The sequence below is a fragment of the Nonomuraea solani genome (assembly GCF_900108335.1).
Lineage (GTDB): Bacteria > Actinomycetota > Actinomycetes > Streptosporangiales > Streptosporangiaceae > Nonomuraea > Nonomuraea solani.
In genome coordinates, this window is record NZ_FNVT01000002.1 from 1,155,207 (window position 1) to 1,172,498 (window position 17,292).

Annotated in this window: 15 protein-coding genes; 7 read left to right on the forward strand and 8 right to left on the reverse strand. The window is 70.1% G+C overall.

Annotation, left to right across the window (positions count from 1 at the left end; genetic code table 11):
* Positions 1–20 precede the first annotated feature (20 nt).
* Positions 21–551 carry a TetR/AcrR family transcriptional regulator gene (locus tag C4V41_RS10965; RefSeq protein WP_103955625.1) on the forward strand — a complete coding sequence of 177 codons (531 nt, stop codon included), beginning with the start codon at positions 21–23 and terminating at the stop codon, positions 549–551.
* Here the strand turns inward: C4V41_RS10965 and C4V41_RS10970 are convergent.
* Positions 536–988, reverse strand: coding sequence for a GyrI-like domain-containing protein (locus C4V41_RS10970; RefSeq protein WP_103955626.1), 453 nt, complete (start codon positions 986–988; stop codon positions 536–538). The genes C4V41_RS10965 and C4V41_RS10970 overlap by 16 nt on opposite strands.
* Positions 989–1,084: 96 nt before the next feature.
* On the opposite strand from C4V41_RS10970, the gene C4V41_RS10975 reads away from it, so the two are divergent.
* A complete protein-coding gene (locus C4V41_RS10975) occupies positions 1,085–2,524 on the forward strand; it encodes a GuaB1 family IMP dehydrogenase-related protein (protein ID WP_103955750.1) in 1,440 nt (479 codons plus the stop codon).
* Position 2,525: 1 nt separating this feature from the next.
* On the opposite strand, the gene C4V41_RS10980 is transcribed toward C4V41_RS10975, so the two are convergent.
* Entirely contained in the window at positions 2,526–3,281 is a 756-nt protein-coding gene (locus C4V41_RS10980; RefSeq protein ID WP_103955627.1) for an SDR family NAD(P)-dependent oxidoreductase, read from the reverse strand.
* A 68-nt stretch (positions 3,282–3,349) separates the two neighbouring features.
* Here C4V41_RS10980 and C4V41_RS10985 point away from each other — a divergent pair, with 68 nt between their 5' ends.
* Positions 3,350–3,724 (forward strand): FKBP-type peptidyl-prolyl cis-trans isomerase, encoded by a 375-nt coding sequence (locus tag C4V41_RS10985; RefSeq protein ID WP_103955628.1) that lies wholly within the window; start codon positions 3,350–3,352, stop codon positions 3,722–3,724.
* 131 nt (positions 3,725–3,855) lie between these two features.
* The gene (locus tag C4V41_RS10990; protein WP_103955629.1) at positions 3,856–5,379 is read left to right on the forward strand and encodes an ATP-dependent DNA ligase; all 1,524 of its coding nucleotides are present in this window, start codon (positions 3,856–3,858) and stop codon (positions 5,377–5,379) included.
* Positions 5,380–5,650: 271 nt separating this feature from the next.
* On the opposite strand, the gene C4V41_RS10995 is transcribed toward C4V41_RS10990, so the two are convergent.
* Complete coding sequence (locus tag C4V41_RS10995) at positions 5,651–5,914, reverse strand: hypothetical protein (RefSeq protein WP_146103619.1); 264 nt, start codon at positions 5,912–5,914, stop codon at positions 5,651–5,653.
* Between the two features lie 106 nt (positions 5,915–6,020).
* On the opposite strand from C4V41_RS10995, the gene C4V41_RS11000 reads away from it, so the two are divergent.
* A complete protein-coding gene (locus C4V41_RS11000; RefSeq protein ID WP_235030031.1) occupies positions 6,021–6,314 on the forward strand; it encodes a septal ring lytic transglycosylase RlpA family protein in 294 nt (97 codons plus the stop codon).
* A 36-nt stretch (positions 6,315–6,350) separates the two neighbouring features.
* Here C4V41_RS11000 and C4V41_RS11005 read toward each other — a convergent pair whose 3' ends face one another.
* The 3 genes from C4V41_RS11005 to C4V41_RS11015 form a co-directional block, all read right to left on the reverse strand.
* Positions 6,351–7,781 (reverse strand): IS4 family transposase, encoded by a 1,431-nt coding sequence (locus C4V41_RS11005; protein WP_268808570.1) that lies wholly within the window; start codon positions 7,779–7,781, stop codon positions 6,351–6,353.
* Positions 7,782–7,850: 69 nt separating this feature from the next.
* Entirely contained in the window at positions 7,851–8,708 is an 858-nt protein-coding gene (locus tag C4V41_RS11010; protein ID WP_235030032.1) for a phosphotransferase family protein, read from the reverse strand.
* A 35-nt stretch (positions 8,709–8,743) separates the two neighbouring features.
* A complete protein-coding gene (locus tag C4V41_RS11015) occupies positions 8,744–9,406 on the reverse strand; it encodes a M15 family metallopeptidase (protein WP_103955633.1) in 663 nt (220 codons plus the stop codon).
* A gap of 91 nt (positions 9,407–9,497) precedes the next feature.
* Here C4V41_RS11015 and C4V41_RS11020 point away from each other — a divergent pair, with 91 nt between their 5' ends.
* Entirely contained in the window at positions 9,498–13,001 is a 3,504-nt protein-coding gene (locus tag C4V41_RS11020; RefSeq protein WP_200823873.1) for an AfsR/SARP family transcriptional regulator, read from the forward strand.
* Between the two features lie 590 nt (positions 13,002–13,591).
* On the opposite strand, the gene C4V41_RS11025 is transcribed toward C4V41_RS11020, so the two are convergent.
* On the reverse strand, positions 13,592–14,182 hold the full coding sequence (locus tag C4V41_RS11025) for a DUF1707 and DUF4870 domain-containing protein (RefSeq protein ID WP_235030033.1): 591 nt from the start codon (positions 14,180–14,182) through the stop codon (positions 13,592–13,594).
* Positions 14,183–14,315: 133 nt separating this feature from the next.
* Here C4V41_RS11025 and C4V41_RS11030 point away from each other — a divergent pair, with 133 nt between their 5' ends.
* On the forward strand, positions 14,316–14,660 hold the full coding sequence (locus C4V41_RS11030; protein ID WP_103955636.1) for a hypothetical protein: 345 nt from the start codon (positions 14,316–14,318) through the stop codon (positions 14,658–14,660).
* A gap of 864 nt (positions 14,661–15,524) precedes the next feature.
* Here the strand turns inward: C4V41_RS11030 and C4V41_RS11035 are convergent.
* A complete protein-coding gene (locus tag C4V41_RS11035; protein ID WP_103955637.1) occupies positions 15,525–16,682 on the reverse strand; it encodes a DUF4192 domain-containing protein in 1,158 nt (385 codons plus the stop codon).
* Positions 16,683–17,292 lie beyond the last annotated feature (610 nt).

Genomic DNA, 17,292 nt, shown 5'->3' on the forward strand with positions numbered 1-17,292 from the left:
TAAGGGATATATTTGGCATCATGCCCAGTGACACCAAGGAACGCATCCAGGCGGTGGCGCGCGAGCTGTTCATGCGGCAGGGCGTGCAGAACACCAGCCTGCGCCAGATCTCCGACCGGCTGGGCATTACCAAGCCGGCGCTCTACTACCACTTCTCCTCACGCGAGGACCTGGTGCGCAGCATCGTGCAGCCGATGGTGGAGGACGTCGAGCGGTTCGTCGCCACGCGCGGTCAGGGCGAGGCGGGGAAACTGCTGGAGGACTATTTCGACCTCGTCTGGCAGCACCGCGAGGTGATCGTGATGGTGATGCAGGACATGTCCACGCTGGCGTATCTCGACCTGGGCCAGCGCATGTTCGACTGGCGGCGGCGGCTGATCACGCTGCTGCTCGGCCCGGAGCTCACCCAGGCGCAGCACATCCGGGCGACGGTGGCGCTCGGCGGAATGTCCGACTGCACGGTGGAATATGCCCACCTGCCGCCGGAGGAGGTCAAGCCGGCGGCCGTCGAAGCGGCGGCCGCCGCGCTCGGACTTCAGACGGCGATGTAGAGATCGGCGCCGTCCGGGTGGTGCACTTCGAGATCCGTCGTGAACGCCCGCGACGGCGTTCCCCCCGACTCGGTGTGCTTCCACACCTGCTGCCACGCCTCCACCAGCGACTGAGGCATCGGGCCGCGGGCCGCCAGCTTCAGCGACTGCACGGCCGGCACGCGCACGGCCACCATGCCCTCGGGCAGCCGGGGCACGGTGCGCACCCCGGTGCCGACGATCTGTGTGTAGGCGCCGTTGTGGTCGCTCTCGTAATCGGTCAGCACCGCGTACAGATTCTCGTCAAGGCGGCCGGGTACGTGCGCGAAAGCCCCCGGCGCGCCCGCCCGCTGCCACAGCGTGGGCAGTTTGGCCCGCGCCGGATCCATTTCCTCGGCGTTGGTGGTGCGTACGGCGAAACCGACCACCACCAGTTCGGCCCGTTCTGTGACGTCCACAGGTCCTCCCTCCCCAAAAGTGTCCCGGCCGATCATAAGCCCCCGCGAATGGGGGAAACCCCTTGATGAACCTGTCACCACATAAGATGGATGAACGTGAGATTTCTCAATGACCTCGAGCCTCAATACGATTTGACCTATAGCGACGTGTTCATGGTGCCGTCGCGGTCCTCGATCGGCTCCCGGCTCGCAGTCGACCTGTCGACCAACGACGGCACGGGCACCACCATCCCGATCGTCGTCGCCAACATGACCGCGGTCGCCGGACGGCGCATGGCCGAGACGGTGGCGCGGCGGGGCGGCATCACCGTGATCCCGCAGGACATTCCGATGGACGTCGTGGCGAACGTCGTCGACTGGGTCAAGAAGCGCGACCTCGTCCACGACACGCCGCTCACCCTCACCTCGCACGCCACCGTCGGCGAGGCCCTGCAACTGCTGCCCAAGCGCGCGCACGGCGCGGTCATCGTGGTCGACTGGCAGAACCGGCCCGTCGGCGTCGTGACCACCGCCGACTGCCAGGGCGTCGACATGTTCACCCAGCTCTCGCAGGTCATGTCGAGCGAGCCGCTGACGCTGCCCGCCGGGCTCGACCCGCACCTGGCCTTCGAGCGGCTGCACGGGGGCCGGCACCGGCTGGCGCCCGTCGTGGACGAGGAGGGGCGGCTGGTCGGCATCCTCACGCGTACGGGGGCGCTGCGCGCCACCCTCTACCAGCCCGCGGTCGACGCCGGGGGACGGCTGCGCATCGCGGCCGCCGTCGGCGTGAACGGCGACGTCGCCGCCAAGGCCAAGGAACTCCTCGAAGCCGGCATCGACTGCCTGGTCGTGGACACCGCCCACGGCCACCAGGAGAAGATGATCGCGGCCCTGCGCGCCGTCACGGCCCTCGACCCCGGCGTGCCCGTCGCGGCGGGCAACGTGGTGACCGCCGCCGGCGTGCGCGACCTGGTGGACGCCGGTGCCGACATCCTCAAGGTCGGCGTCGGCCCCGGCGCCATGTGCACCACCCGGATGATGACCGGGGTGGGACGGCCGCAGTTCTCGGCCGTGCTGGAGTGCTCGGCCGAGGCCCGGCGGCTGGGGCGGCACGTGTGGGCCGACGGCGGCGTACGCCATCCGCGCGACGTGGCGCTGGCGCTGGCGGCCGGGGCGTCCAACGTGATGATCGGGTCGTGGTTCGCGGGGACGTACGAGTCGCCGGGCGACACGCACACGGACGCCAAGGGGCGCGAGTACAAGGAGAACTACGGCATGGCCTCCGCGCGGGCCGTGCGGCTCAGGACGGCCGAGGACTCGGCGTTCGAGCGGGCCAGGAAGGCGTTGTTCGAGGAGGGCATCTCGACGTCCAGGATGTATCTGGATCCGAAGCGGCCCAGCGTGGAGGACCAGATCGACGCCATCGTGGCCGGGCTGCGGTCGTCGTGCACGTACGCGGGGGCGGCGACGCTGGAGGAGTTTCACGCGCAGGCGGTCGTGGGGGTCCAGAGCTCGTCCGGATACGCGGAGGGCATGCCACTGCACCAGAGCTGGTGACCTAGGTCCTGCGCCAGCCGCCCGCCGCGTTGATGCCGCCGTCGACGTGCACCGTCGTGCCCGTCACGAACCTGGCCAGCTCGCCGGCCAGGAACACCGCCGCCCCCGCCGCGTCGCAGGGCCGCCCGAGGTGGCCGAGCGGCGGGACGCGGACCGGGTCGTAGGGCAGCGGGCGGGCCAGCATGCGCTCGCGGACGCCCGCCTCGCCCTCGGTCTGCAGCGCGTCGGGGGCGATCGCGTTCACCCTGATGCCCCTGGGGGCCAGCTCCAGCGCGAGCGTCTTCGTGAGGCTGTCGAGGGCCGCCTTCATGGCCGCGTACACGGCGAACCCGGGCGCCGCCTGGTGCGCCTCGCTCGACGTCACGTTGATGATCGAGGAGCCGGGCGGCATCATCGGCAGCAGCCGCCTGATCATGCCGGTGACCTGCGTGAAGTTCTCCTCGATGAGGATCTGCTCGCCGCGTGGCGAGGTGTCGGCGAAGCCGGCGTGGAATGTGCCGCCGGCGTTGTTGACCAGCACGTCCACCCGGCCCCAGCGTTCGCGTACGGCCTGCGCGAACACCTCCACCGCCACCTGGTCGCGCACGTCGAGCGTCATCGCGAGCTCCGCCTGCGGCTTGTCACGGTCACAGACCGCAACATGCGCCCCGAACGCGGCGAAAGCCTCGGCGATGGCCAGCCCGATGCCTCTGGCCGCCCCGGTGACGACGGCCACGCGGCCGGTGAGCAGGATCGCGTCGGGAGAAAGGGCGGCCATGAACGATGACGATATCCCGACGGCATAGAGTCGTCGGGTCCATTCTCATCCGTTAACAGGAGCACTTCGTGGCACTCGAAAAGCCCGAGATCGACTTCCCGGGGGGCAACCCGCCCGCCGACCTGGAGATCGAGGACCTTACCGTGGGCGACGGCCCGGAGGCCAAGGCCGGTCAGAACGTAAGCGTGCACTACGTGGGCGTCTCGTTCTCGAGCGGGGAGGAGTTCGACGCGTCGTGGAACCGCGGCCAGCCGTTCGAGTTCCCCCTCGGCGGGGGGCGCGTCATCGGGGGCTGGGACCGCGGTGTCCAGGGCATGAAGGTCGGTGGCCGGCGCAAGCTGGTCATTCCGCCGCACCTCGGTTACGGCACCCGTGGCGCTCCGCCGCGGATCAAGCCCAACGAGACGCTGATCTTCGTCGTCGACCTGCTCGGCGTGAGCTGATCAGTCTTTGCTGATCGGTCTTTGCTGATCACTGGCGCGGGCCGCCTGGTGTGGCGGCCCGCGCCGACACCCGCCACCGACATGTCGATATCAAGTGGGGATTTGTCGGCGGCGTGAGGCACGATAGGCGTGTGCTTCTGATCGACGTGGTACGAGTTTCCGAGGCGGTGACGCGCACGTCCGCCAGGCTTGGCAAGATCGGCCATCTGGCGGAGCTCCTTGGCCGGGTGGGCCCCGACGAGGCGGAGATCGCCATCTCCTACCTCTCGGGTGAGCTGCCCCAGCGGCAGGTGGGCGTGGGCTGGCGCACGCTTGAGGAAACCCCGCAGCCCAAACTCGCCGCCACCGCCACGCTGACCCAGACGGACGAGCTGCTCAGCCGGATCAAGGCCGTCTCCGGGCAGGGCTCGCAGGCGGCGCGCCGGGCCCTGGTGACCGACTTGTTCGCCGGGCTGACGAGCCAGGAGCAGCAGTTCATGCGGCGCCTGCTCTTCGGTGAGCTGCGGCAGGGCGCGCTCGACGGCGTCATGATCGAGGCGGTGGCCAAGGCGTCCGGCGCGCCCTCGGCCGACGTGCGCCGCGCGCTCACCCTGCGCGGCTGGCTGCCCGCCGTGGGGGCGGCCGCGCTGGCCGGTGGGGTGGCGGCGCTGCGCGAGTTCCGGCTGGAGGTGGGGCGGGCGGTCTCGCCGATGCTGGCGGGCAGCGCGCCCAACGTGACCGCCGCGCTGGAGAAGGCCGGCGCCCCGGCGGCGCTGGAGTGGAAGCTCGACGGCGTGCGCGTGCAGGCGCATCGGTCGGGATCGGAGGTGCGGGTCTTCACCCGCACGCTCGACGACATCACGTCGCAGGTGCCCGAGCTGGTCGAGGCCGTGCTGGCGATGCCGTCGGCCGATCTGGTGCTCGACGGCGAGGTGCTCGCCCTGCGGCCCGACGGGCGGCCGCATCCGTTCCAGGTGACGGCGAGCCGCGTCTCCAGCAAGCTGGAGGTGGCGCGGCTGCGCGAGCGGACGCCGCTGAGCGTGTTCTTCTTCGACGCGCTGCGGGTCGACGGCGCCGACCTGCTCGATCTGCCCTACTCCCAGCGTCAGGAGGCTCTGGCGCGTACGGTGCCGCCGGAGTTGCTGACGCCCCGGCTGGTGACGGGCGATGTGGCGGAGGCGGAGAAGTTCTTCACCGACGTGGTCAAGGCGGGCCACGAGGGCCTGGTGGTCAAGTCGCCCGCTTCGGTTTACGCGGCGGGCCGGCGGGGCGCGGGCTGGATCAAGGTCAAGCCGCGCCACACGCTCGACCTGGTGGTCCTCGCCGCCGAGTGGGGGCATGGGCGGCGCGAGGGCAAGCTGTCCAACCTGCATCTGGGGGCTCGTGACCCGGAGGGCGGGTTCGTGATGCTGGGCAAGACGTTCAAGGGGCTGACGGACGAGCTGCTGGCCTGGCAGACCGAGCGCTTTCTGGAGCTGGCCGAGGGGCCCACCGACGAGTGGACGGTCATGTTGCGGCCCGAGCTGGTGGTGGAGATCGCCTTCGACGGGGTGCAGCGGTCGCCTCGTTATCCGGGGGGCATGGCACTGCGGTTCGCGCGGGTGCTGCGCTATCGGCCGGACAAGCGGGTCGAGGAGGCCGACACGGTGGAGACGGTTCGCTCGCTGATGCTCTGAGCGCCGACTTCTCCGGTTCGCCGGAAACCTGAAGATCCTCGGCGTACGCTCGGCGTTCTAGGCGACTTGTGGCATAAGTGAGATATTTCACTGGACATCCCATTAAGTTGCCTTTACCTGCTGTTTGTCGCATATGTTCGTGCTCGCTGCGCGGGATCCCCTGCCGCGCCCGCGGATCGGCCCCCGTATGCCCCCGCCCCCCTGACGGTCCGGCCTTTCCTCGCCCTGTCCCCTAGCTAGGACCGTGGTTTACCTTGGGCCAGCACACACGTCAGCCGTCTCCCCAGGAGCGGAAGCCGTCCTCCTCCGGCAAGCGCCGCTGGGCAGCGGTGGCCGCCGGCGCCGCCGTCGTGGCCGCCGCCTCCACCACCGCCTGGGCCGCCATCGACTCCCCGAAGCGCGACACGTCCTTGAGCGCCAAGTCGGCTCCCAACCCGTCGCGCCCCTCCACCCCGGCCCCCAAACCCCCGGCCGCCGCCCAGCCTTCGCCCTCGTCTTCGCCTTCGTCGTCGTCGCCTTCGTCTTCGGAGGTCACGGCGTCTCCCGCGAAGCCCCCACGGGCCGCCAAGCCCTCACAGACCGCCAAGCCCTCACAGGTCGCCAAGCCGATCAAGACGAAGGCCGCGAAGCCCAGGTTCAAGGTGCTCTCGACCGGCAGGTGCGGCGCCTCGTACTACGGCGACCCGCAGATGACGGCCAGCGGCGAACGCTTCAACCCGGCGGCCATGACCGCCGCGCACAAGACCTTGCCGCTGGGCAGCAAGGTCCGCGTCACCAACCCGGACAACGGCGACTCGGTCACGGTCCGCATCAACGACCGCGGCCCGTACATCGGGGGCCGCTGCCTCGACCTCTCAAGGGCCGCCTTCGCCGCCATCGGCAACATCGGTGCTGGCGTGATGCGCGTCAAGTACGAGGTCCTGGCCAAGAACTAGCCCCAAGGTCGTGAAGTTTGTGGGTGTGTGGGCTTGTCAAGGGCCTGTGGGCGAGAGGATTTCGATGCCGGTGGTGGCTTTGTAGCTGGTCCGGTCGATGCGTGGTCCTCGGGCCTGGTATTTGGAGATGGCGCGTTTGACTATGCGAGGGCTGATGCGGAGGCGCCGCGGGGGCAGCAGGCTGGCCAGGACGTGCCGTCCGATGGTGCCGGCCAGGTCGACGACCGTGTCGGCGATGATGCCTGCGGCCAGGATGATCTGGTCGCGGGCGGCTTGCCAGGCGATGCTGAAGCCGGCCCGGTCCGGATCGGTGCCGGGCAGGGTGCTGGTGGCGTCCGCCATGACGGTCCGCAGCAGCTGGTAGACCACCAGCAGGGCGTAGATCTCCTGGGTGATGCCTTCGGGGGTGCGGGCTCGCAGGACCCGGCCGCCCAGGATGGTCGACTTCAGTTCCAGGTAGGCGGTTTCGATCTCCCAACGCTGGTGGTAGAGGGTGGTCAGTTCGGTTGCGGGGTGGCGGTGGTGGTCGAGCAGGGTGGTGGCCAGCCGGTAGAGGCCGGTGTGCTTCCCGGCGGTGGTGGTGACGGTGATCTTGCAATCGACGACGCGGACGCGCACGGGGCCGAGGGTGGAGAGGTAGGACCCGTCGGGGAAGCGGGACAGGACCGGCATCCTGCGGCCGTTCTTGAGGCGGATCAGGAGGTCGGCTCCGGTGGCGGCGATGTCGGCCACAAGCCGTTGGGCGGCGAAGTTGCGGTCGGCGAGCAGGAGCATCCCGGGCCGCAGGCTGGGCAGCAGGCGCGGGGCGTAGGTGGTCTCACCCGAGGTGGTCGGGCCGAAGACGGCGTCGATGAGGGTGCGGGTGCCGCAGGCGACCAGGGCGAGCAGCCGGACTTGCGGGTAGCCGGTGCCGCCGTGGTTGCCCGCCTGCTTCGTGAACCGGGTCAGGACCGCAGGGGTGTCGGGGACGGTCAAGGTGGTGCCGTCGAGCGCGACCACCAGCAGCCCTCGCCAGCGGGCTGCTGGTGGGTGCATGGTGGGCGCCGGGCCCCTCAGCAGGCCGAACAGCCACCGCAGGGGATCTGCACCGATACGTCGGCGGGCCTGGGCAAGCGCGCTCGCTGTCGGAGCGGCCAGCGGCAGGCCCGACAGCGCGCCGGTGAGCTTGCGCCACACGTCGGGGTATCCCACCTCTGGGAACAGACAGGCGGCCAAAACCAGGTACACCACGACCCGGGAGGGCAGATCTCGCAGCCGCGATTGCACGGTCCTGGTAACTCTGAGCGCCTCGTCGACCATCTCGAAAGGTATGAGCTGGGTGAGTTCGCCGAGATGACCGGGCGCAAACCGGCCTCCGGCCACCGTGATGACACGCGTGATGGCAGACTGTCCGGACAGCGGAGCCTCCGGTCTTGTGAACGGCTTGTCTTGGTCGACTGCCAGTTCTACCGGGGCTCCGCTCCTCATGTCCGGTGAAACCGCAGCTTACGGCCCCCTGGACAACCTCACCCACCCACTAACTTCACGGCCTTGGAACTAGCCCCCGGCACGGTCGGCTTGCGGTGTCACATAGCCGGCCAGGCCGTCCGCCAGCTCGTCCTGATCGCCGTCCCGGTGGGCGGCCAGGGCCTGCTGGAGGGCGAAGGTTCTTCGGATGGTGGTGATGCGGGCGGCCAGGCCCCCGTTCGCCAGGCCGCCCAGCTCGATCACCCGGTTCAGAAGGGCCTGCCCGTGCCCGGCCGCGATGGCCGCGAGGTCCTCCGCCGGATCTCCGATGGTGACCTCGTCCCAGTCGATCACCCCGCTGAGCCGCGGCATCCCGCCGTCGTACTCCCACAGGACGTTCTCGGGACCGAGATCACCGTGCACCACCGCCGTACCGCCGTCGGGCAGGCCATCGAGAGCGGCCAGCTCCCGCTCGGCCCGCCGCCGTCCGGCCTCGGACATGAGCCCGTACAGCTCGGCGCGCACCTCCGCCGCGAACCTCCCCCACCGCCCGCGCGGCACGGGCAGCACCGCCCGGGCCCGCTCACCGGCCGCGGCCAGTCCGGCGAGCAGCCCGGCGTACTGTCCGGCGACCACCTCCGCCACCTGGGGATCCGTCAGTACTCCGGCCTCCAGCGGCGCTCCGGGCACCCGGCTGAGGATCAGGTACGGCGGCTCACCCACCGCCTGCTCCCGCAACGGCCGGGGGACATCAACGCCCAGATCGAGCCCGGCGAGCACCCGCAGCAGAGCCGCCCGCCCCGGCAGCCGCGCCGCCGCCGCTTCGGTACGAGGCAGGCAAATGACCCGATCCTCGCCGATCACCACCTGGTGGAACTGCCCCTGGTGAAGAGTGGCGCCCTCCGGCACCAGGGCCCGGTACGCCGGCGCGACCTCCATGAGACACATGCGCTCCATCCTTCTCGACAGGTCGCCCGGCGGGATCAGTTGGGCCAGTCGACGTGTGCGTAGTGGGCCGCCGTGGAGCCGGTGGTGTAGGCCCAGTAGCGGTCGCCGCAGGACCAGTGCCACCACTCGGTCGGGTAGTTGACGAACCCGGCCGCCGCCAGCGCGTGGAACAGCAGCCGCCGGTTGGCCCTGACCGCGTCGTCGAGCGACGGGTGGTGGGTGTAGCAGGCCCCGCCACTCTCCTCAGGGCTGGCGTTGACCGGCGTACCCATGTCCAGTTCGACACCATCGTCCCCGACGAGCGTGAGATCGACGGCGGCGCCACAGACATGGGGACCCACCTCCGGCGGCGCGAGCGAGCGGCTGGCCTGGATGTGCACGAACTCCTCACTCCACGACGGATTGGCCGTACGGAGCTCACCCGCGTACCGGGCGAAGTAGTGGCGCTGCAGCGACAGCGGCCGGTAACCCTCCACGATCAGCAGCCGCAGCCCGTCGGGGAGCATCGCCTGGGCGGTCAGGAGCCGGTCGATGAGCCCGACGCGCAGGTGGGCGAAGGCGCCCCGCTCGTCGGCCAGGCGCTTGTCGAGCCGCAGCTCCGGTACGTCGCGCAGATCGAACAGCGGCTCCCCGCAGTCGATCACCGGAATCGCGGACACCCTCTGGTCGGACATCAGCACGATCGGTGCACCGTTCATTTTCTTCACACCTCTTCAAAACGGATCGCTCCTGTCCGATCATGAGGTCGGCTGCTGTAAGTTCTCTGCAATCCCCGTATAAGAGGTGGCGGTGGAGTTTCGGCTGCTCGGCCCGGTCGAGGTATGGCACGCGGACCGACGGCTGGCTGTGGGCGGTCCCAAACCGCGCGCGCTGCTGGCGGCGCTGCTGCTCGGCGCCGGTCAGGTTGTGCCGGTGAGCCGGTTGGTGGAGCTCATCTGGGACGATCACGCGCCCGACACCGCCCGCGCGCTGATCCAGACGTACGTCTCGTCGCTGCGGCGCGGCCTGTCACCCGGCGGCGAGCCGAACCTGATCGAGACCCGGCCGCCCGGCTACCTGCTGCGACTGGAGGGAACGCGACTGGATCTCGACGTCTTCGAGCGCCTGCTCGCCAAGGGCCGCCGGGCGGCGGGCGCGCAGCGCCACGAAGAGACGGCGCGGCTGCTGCGGGAGGCGGAGGCATTGTGGCGCGGGCCCGCGCTGGGCGGGATCGGTGAGGCGCTGTCGGCGGAGGCCGCCCGTCTGGACGAGCTGCGCCTGTCCGCGATCGAGGAACGGGTCGCCGCCGAACTGCTCCTCGACCGGCACGCCGAACTGGTACCCGAGCTGACCGCGCTGGTCGGCGCGCATCCCGACCGGGAGCGGGTACGGGGTCACCTCATGATGGCGCTCTACCGGCTGGGACGTTCGGCCGAGGCGCTGGCGGTGTACGAGGACGGCCGGGCGGCACTGGCGGACCGCCTCGGCATCGACCCGGGCCCTCACCTCCAGGAGCTGCACCAGGCCATCCTGCGCGGCGACACGACCCTCCTGCTGGGCGGACACTCCCCGCCCATCCCCCACAGCGACCCCACCACGCCCGCCACCGCAGCCTGGACCTCCCCATCCGGTGCCACAGCCCGGACCTCCCCGCCCTCAGCGACCCCCCACGGGGGCATCACCCCGCCGGGCCCCCAGCCTCCCACCGCCCCCGAAGCCGCTCCACCCACCTACGCCACCTCCGAAGCCGCTCCACTCACCTACGCCACCTCCGAAGCTGCCCAGCTCCTTGCCACCGACGACGTCACTCCGCCCAGGCCGCCCCAATCGGGCGCGCAGTTTCCCCGAGGCCCTGACGCCCAGCCGGGCACCCATTCCCCCACCACTCCAGACGCAGCCCAACCCGGCGAGCCCCCCGCCACCCAACCCGCCACCCAACCCGCCACGCGACCCCCCGCGGAGCCCGGAAGCATGCGGCAGCCCCGTCCGCTCGCAACCTGGCAGCAGGCGCCCCCGGTCGTACCCGCGCAACTCCCGCCCGACGTACCCGACTTCACCGGCCGGACCGCTCTCATCAGCGACCTGATTCCGCTGCTGACCTCGACAGGCGGCGCCGCACCACCCGTGCTGGTCATCTCGGGCAAGGGCGGGGTCGGAAAGAGCACGCTGGCCGTGCACATCGCCCACCGGGCGGCCGGCCGCTACCCCGACGGCCAGCTCTACGCCGACCTGCGCGGCACCAGCGACACCCCGGCCACCGCCCACGAGATCCTCGGCCGGTTCCTGCGCGCACTGGGCATCGAATCGACGGCCTTGCCCGAATCGCCGCAAGACCGCGCCGACCTGTACCGGAGTGTGCTGGCCCAGCGCCGCGTCCTGCTGGTCCTCGACGACGCCCGGGGCGAACGGCAGATCCGCCCGCTGCTACCCGGCGGTGGTGGCTGCGCGGTGCTGGTCACCTCGCGCGGCCGGCTCGCCGGCCTGGCGGGAGCCCAGTTGACCGACCTCGACGTGCTGGACGCCGACTCCGCGCTCATCCTGCTCGCCTCCATCGCCGGATCGAGCCGGGTCGCCGCCGAACCGGACGCCGCCCGGACGATCGTCGGTCTGTGCGGGCTGCTGCCGCTCGCGGTACGCACGGCCGGAGCGCGCCTCGCCACTCGCAGGCACTGGACGCTGGCCACCATGACCGGCCGGCTCGCCGACGAGCACCGCCGGCTGGACGAACTGGCCGCGGGCGACCTGGAGGTGCGGGCCAGCGTCAGCCTGAGCTACCGGCTGCTCGACGAACAGGCCAAGGCGGCGTTTCGCCGGTTGGGGCTGCTGGGGGTGCCCGACTTCGCGTCCTGGATCGCGGCTCCGCTGCTGGACGTGTCCGCCGACGCCGCCGACGACGTGATCGAGCGGCTCATGGACGCCCAGCTCGTGGACTTCGCCGCCGTGGACGCCACCGGCCGGGCCCGGTACCGGTTGCACGACCTGCTGCGGGTGTTCGCGACCGAGTGCGCGGTGGCGTACGACGATCTTGAGGATCGGGACGCGGCGCTCTCACGTACGCTGGGCAGCTGGTTGTGGCTGATCACGCAGGCGGGCGCCCGCTCCCCGTCGGGCGAGGTCGAGCTGCGTGCCGAGTACGCCTCCGCGCGCCCCGTCGACGACCGGATCTCCGCGGAGGTGCTGGCCGATCCCGCCGCCTGGCTGGAGGCCGAGACGCCCGCGCTGATCGTGGCCGTGGCGCGGGCGGCGGCGTTCGGGCTGGATGTGGCGGCCTGCGACCTGGCGGCGGCGCTGTCGTTCTCGCACGTGTTCATGGCCAACCGGCTGAACGAGTGGCGTACCAGCCACGATGCCGCGCTGGCGGCGGCCCGCCGGGCGGGCAACCGGCTGGGCGAGGCGGCGCTGCTCGCCGGTCTCGGCCAGATCCATTACAAGCTCGACCGGTTCGAGCAGGTGTACGCGCATCTGTCCCAGGCCCTGCCCCTCTTCACGGAGGCAGGCGATGTACGGGGTGAGGCGGTCGTACAGGCGGGCATGGGCAGCGCCTGCAGGGAGCACTGCCGCCTGCGCGAAGGACTCGACCACCTCGCGAAGTCCGCGGCGATCTTCCACACCCTGGGCGACGACTCGGCCATCGGCTACACCGCCCGTACATCCGCCGCGATCCACCTCGAACTCGGCGAATACCAAGCAACCTGGCCCTTGCTCGAACAGGCCATGCTGGCCTACCGCCGCGCGGGCAGCAGGCGCGGCGAGGCGCTCACGCTGCGCACCAGGGGCCTCGTCCACCGCGCGCTGGGCGACTACGCCGAGGCGGAGCGGCTCAGCGGCGAGGCCCTGGACCTGCTGCGGGACAGCGGCGACCGCCTGATGATCGCCTTCGCCGTACAGGCACTGGTCAAAGCACAGCTCCGGCAGGGACGCGGCACCGGCGCGCTGCCATCGCTGCTGGACGCCCTCGAAGTGTGCCGCCGCCATTTCGACCGGTACGGCGAGGCCCTCATGCAACGCACCATCGGCGAACTGCACCTCTCCTGCGGCCGCCTCGAACTCGCCGAAGACCACCTGACCCAGGCGATCGCGATCTCGGAGGCCCTGCACACGCCGCTCCCCGCCGCCCGGGCCAGACGCGACCTCGCGGCGGTACGGGCGGCGAGCGGCGACAGTGCGGGCGCCGCATCCCTGCTCGCCGCCGCAATGGCCGTCTTCGTCCGCCATGACGCCCGTGAGCAGCACGAACTCGCCCACCTTGACCCCGGCACGATGGATTTGCACGAACTTACAGCGAAGTTCCAGAGGCGCGGACCAGACGACTGACTTCGTCCCACCCACGCGATCACGACGGAAAGGCACGACCGTCGACAGCCCTCAACACCGCCACCCGACCAATACGATCACCCACCAATACCGCTACGCGCCCGATCCCACCACAGGGCCAATGCGACCACCCACCCGATCCCCGCTGCCAGGCAATACGATCCCCCACCCGATCCCCCACCCGATCCCCCACCCGATCCCCCACCGCCGGGCAAGACGATCCTCCAACCGATCCCACAGCCGGACCAAATGCGGTCACCCGCCCGATCCCCTCATTCGGCCGACGCGATCACCGATCAATCCGGCCATCCAGATCAACGCGATCACTCAACCAATCCCACCACCCGGCCGAAGCGATCACCCGACCGATCCCACCCTCCGGCCGACGCGATCACCCGACCGATCCAACGCTGGGCCAATGTGGTCACTCGCTCATGTCGCGTCGCATCGCATCGCATCACGTCGCATCACGTCGCATCACGTCGCATCACGTCGCATCACGTCGCGGGAAAACAGGCCGCCCCGCAGAGGCGCGGTGGCCTCGGCAGGGCGGAGAGATTGCGGTGGCGGATTTGTAGCCGGGCTGGATCTCACTTCACCAGGCGCACCGTAAGGGGGTAACGGAAGTCGCCTTCGGTCAGGGCCGAGATGCCGCCGACGATGGCGAGAACAAAGGCCACGACCCAGATGACCGGGACGAGCAGGATGCCGATGACGGTGAACGGCAGCAGGATCGACGCCCCCACCACCGTGAGCTGGAAGTTGAGCGCCTCCACCGCCTGCCGACGGATGTAGGGCGACGTCTTGCCGCCGATGAGCATCAGGAGCAGCGGGCCGATGATCGGGATGCCGAGGGCCATCAGTCCGTGGCCGACGGCGGCGCCGAGGCGCTCGTTGCTCTCCGGTGCCCGCCCCGAGCGGGCCGGGGGCGGCGGGGCGAGCCTGGGGACGGCCTGGGTACCGTACAGCTCGGTCATGATGGGCATCAGGTCACCGTGCGTGCGCGCCGTCATGGCGCGCTCCAACCTGTCGTCGAACTCGAGCTTGTCGAAACGGCCTTCCGCGTAGGCCGACTTGACGTGCTCGACAACGTGATCGCGGTCCTGGTTGGTGACGCGCAGTTGAGCTGGCGGCACCTGTCCCGGCCCGGGGGTTTTCGGTACCCCAGCCATAATCGTCATGCCTCTCCTTTGAGAATCGGGCAGTCACCACTCATACTGCGTCGTCCACGCCCCAGGTGCTATCGGGAGAATCCCGGATCTGTCCCCTAGATCATCCCCGACGCGAGGGCTTCAGACGGTATAAAAAGGATTCATGAGATGGCGAGACCGCTACGGCATTCGTCGACTCCGCGGCCGCAAGATCGCGAAGTTCGACCGTGAGGCGACAGACGCCGACATCGAGGCGCTAATCGCCTTTGCTCGTTCGCGGCGGGGCGTCGAGTTTTATGTCGAGCCAGAGACTTTTGCCACCGACACGACCGCTGTGGCGGTGGCCGACGACGGCGAGTGGACCAGGCGCAGGGTCGGATCGCCGGCAGTGATCCACAAGGTCGCCCGCGACCTTGCCCTGCCGGTCTACGACGTTCAACTCACCGGGTATCCGCAGCGTATGCGCGCTTACAACGAACGACGCCGCAAGGAGGAAGGCACCCTTTGACCTGACACTCGGCTTGACCTGACACTCGGCGGGGCAACACCCGAGGCGCCACCCCGCCGAGCGATATAGCTCCTCCCCCGGGTACGGCCTGGCGGGCGGTCCGACCGCGGCCCACTGGACGGCCCGACCGCGGCCCGGTGGGCGAACCAGTGAGCGGTACGGGAACGGCACGGCAAACGACCCGACTGCCACACAGCGGACAGACCAGCGAGCAGCACGGGTACGACCCTGGTGCACGACCCGACCGCGGCACAGCGGGCAAACCAGCGGGGTGAACGACCCGACTGCGGCCCGGTGGGCGAGCCAGTGAGCGGTACGGAACGGCACGGCAAACGACCCGACTGCGGCACAGCGGGCGGACCAGTGGGCGGCACGGCTGCGGCCCAGTGGGCCCAGTGCACCGCCAGCCCGCCGCAGGTGGTGGAGATCCGGCGCCGGAACACAGGCCAGGCGTGCGTCAGCGCCGGCTGGTCCAGCCAGATCTCCTCGCCGGGTGGACAGCCTGATGCGACCCGGTGGGCGACCTGATGCGGCCCAGTGGGTGACCCGCCGCTAGATCGCCGATCCACCACTCGGCGAGACGACACCCGACCATCACCTGACGAGTGGCTGTTGGCCGGACGAGCGGCTTTAGGGCCTGACGCGATTCGACCGCCCAGCGTGATTCGACCACCTGACGCGGTGCGATGGCCTGACGCTTGATGGTTGATCTGATGCGCGGCATGGTGGCGAAGCCCGGCCGGTCCCACTCGACCGCTCAGGGTTCTGGGATTGTGCGGACCGGCCGGACGTCCGATCGTGGCACCGGGTCCATGCCGGCGCCGTTGTGCCCGTCGTCGCCATGCATTCTGGTGGTGTGGGTGGTCAGAGTGGGGGGTCGGGGGTGGGGTGGAGGACTTCTTCTTCTAGCAGGTTGACGAGGGGGACTAGCCAGGCGGCGGTGGCGGGGCCCATGGCGGCGTCCAGTTCCTCTGGGGCCGGTAGGCGGTCTCTGAGGATGGTCGGGGAGAGGAGATTCTGCAGGGCGTGCATGAGGAGGTTGGCCATCGAGTAGTGGGGGTCGGTGGTCAGGGCTCGTTCGAGGGCGATGGTGGCTTGGACGCTGTTTCCCGCTCGCCAGGAGGCCATGGCCAAGAGGGACGCGGCCGGGGGCATGAAGCGGGGCTCCAGTCTGCGGGTCAGGTCCTTCCATAGGGCCGCGTGGGATTCGTTCATCAGGGTCCAGGCTTCGTCGCGGACTCGCATGATGGTGAGGGCCAGGCCCAGGTGGGCGGCTTCGGTGTCGTCCAGGCGGCCGCCCTCGGTGTGGGTGTGCAGGGCTGATCTGACTCTGGCCAGGCCGTCGGACACGAACTGGGTGGTGAAGGCGTCCAGGTCGGTGGCGGTCATGAGGTTGGCTCGGAAGTCGGCGATGGCGTCGGCGGTGGCGCGGCGCATCGCCATTCGTACGGGGCCGGTTATGGGGGACAGTGTGCGTTCCAGGGCCTCGCGGTCGGGGAAGGCGACGAGGCCGTGCACCGTGGCTTCGGCTGATATCTGGCTGGTGGACAGGTCGTAAGGGGTGCCTTCTGCGGGGCAGCAGGTTGTCAGGTCGCAGATGTAGGACCAGTAGCGGCCTTCGTGAGCCCTCAGCGCCTCCCCTACGCGGACATGGGATTTGGCTGCCAGTAGGCGTATTGCGTCTACGGCTGGGGTCACCAGGTCGCCTGGGCCGTAGCCGACGGTGACGACTTCTGTGACGCCTTCTCGGTCGAAGAGAGGGGCCAGGGGGTCGAGGGTTCCGGCCGGGAACGGCAGGCCCCATCTGGCGACCAATTTGGCCTGGCCGCGGTTGAGCCCGATGACGATGAGGCTGCTGCGGGGGTGGAAGCCGACCAGGTAGGGGACGGCGGCCAGGATGTCGGTCGGGGTGCTGAGGGTCAGGCAGGGCTCAGGGGTGGGGGTGGAGGCGGAGGTGGAATTTGGAGCAGGCGTTGGGGTGGAGGTAGGAGCGGGGGTGGGGATGGGGCGGTTGCTCGTCATGGCCCATAGGGTGCCGAGGGTGGAGGCCGTGCCGCGGGGGCGAATGCGGTTCTGTGGATGACGGTAGGTGAGTGGGTCTGGGTTGTGGATAAGTGGCCGCCCTGCCGCCCTGCCGCCCTGCCGCCCCTACCAGCCCTACCAGGGATGTCGCGGTGTCACCGTGGCCGGCGGCTGTTGATCGGGGGATGGCCTTCCCTGGCGGTGGGGTTCGGTCACGACGTTCCCGTTGGTGAAGCAGCCCGTCAGTGAAGCAGCCTGGTGGCTGAGGGGGTGCGAAGGCCAGGGTCCGGTGTTGGAAGGCTCGGTGGCCTGCAGCCCGGTGTGGAGCGGCTGGGTAGTGGAAGTGCCGGTGGCGGAAGGCCGGCGTCAGCGGGCGCGGCTCGTGATCGCTGCCCGGGGGTGGAGCAGCCTGGGCCGGGCGCTTATTGGGAGTCCGCGCGTTCCCTATGGCTGAGGGCGTAAGCGGCTGGTGGAACGGTGTGGTGGAGGTGGCAGTGCTGGGTGGGTGCTGATGGGTTGGTGGGGAGGTGGCTGGTTGGGGCTGGGGAGGAGCGAGGGGGCTGAGCTTCAGGCGGGCGGATCGAGACGCTGGAGTGGAGAAGCCGGGGGC

What these genes read in the sequence shown, in the direction of transcription:
- C4V41_RS10965 (WP_103955625.1), top strand. Translation starts at nt 21, where the DNA reads ATGCCCAGTGACACCAAGGAACGCATCCAGGCGGTGGCGCGCGAGCTG.
- C4V41_RS10980 (WP_103955627.1), bottom strand. Translation starts at nt 3,281, where the DNA reads ATGGCCGCCCTTTCTCCCGACGCGATCCTGCTCACCGGCCGCGTGGCC.
- C4V41_RS11005 (WP_268808570.1), bottom strand. Translation starts at nt 7,781, where the DNA reads ATGAGGAGCGGAGCCCCGGTAGAACTGGCAGTCGACCAAGACAAGCCG.
- C4V41_RS11010 (WP_235030032.1), bottom strand. Translation starts at nt 8,708, where the DNA reads ATGTGTCTCATGGAGGTCGCGCCGGCGTACCGGGCCCTGGTGCCGGAG.
- C4V41_RS11015 (WP_103955633.1), bottom strand. Translation starts at nt 9,406, where the DNA reads ATGAACGGTGCACCGATCGTGCTGATGTCCGACCAGAGGGTGTCCGCG.
- C4V41_RS11025 (WP_235030033.1), bottom strand. Translation starts at nt 14,182, where the DNA reads ATGACGATTATGGCTGGGGTACCGAAAACCCCCGGGCCGGGACAGGTG.
- C4V41_RS11030 (WP_103955636.1), top strand. Translation starts at nt 14,316, where the DNA reads ATGAGATGGCGAGACCGCTACGGCATTCGTCGACTCCGCGGCCGCAAG.
- C4V41_RS11035 (WP_103955637.1), bottom strand. Translation starts at nt 16,682, where the DNA reads ATGACGAGCAACCGCCCCATCCCCACCCCCGCTCCTACCTCCACCCCA.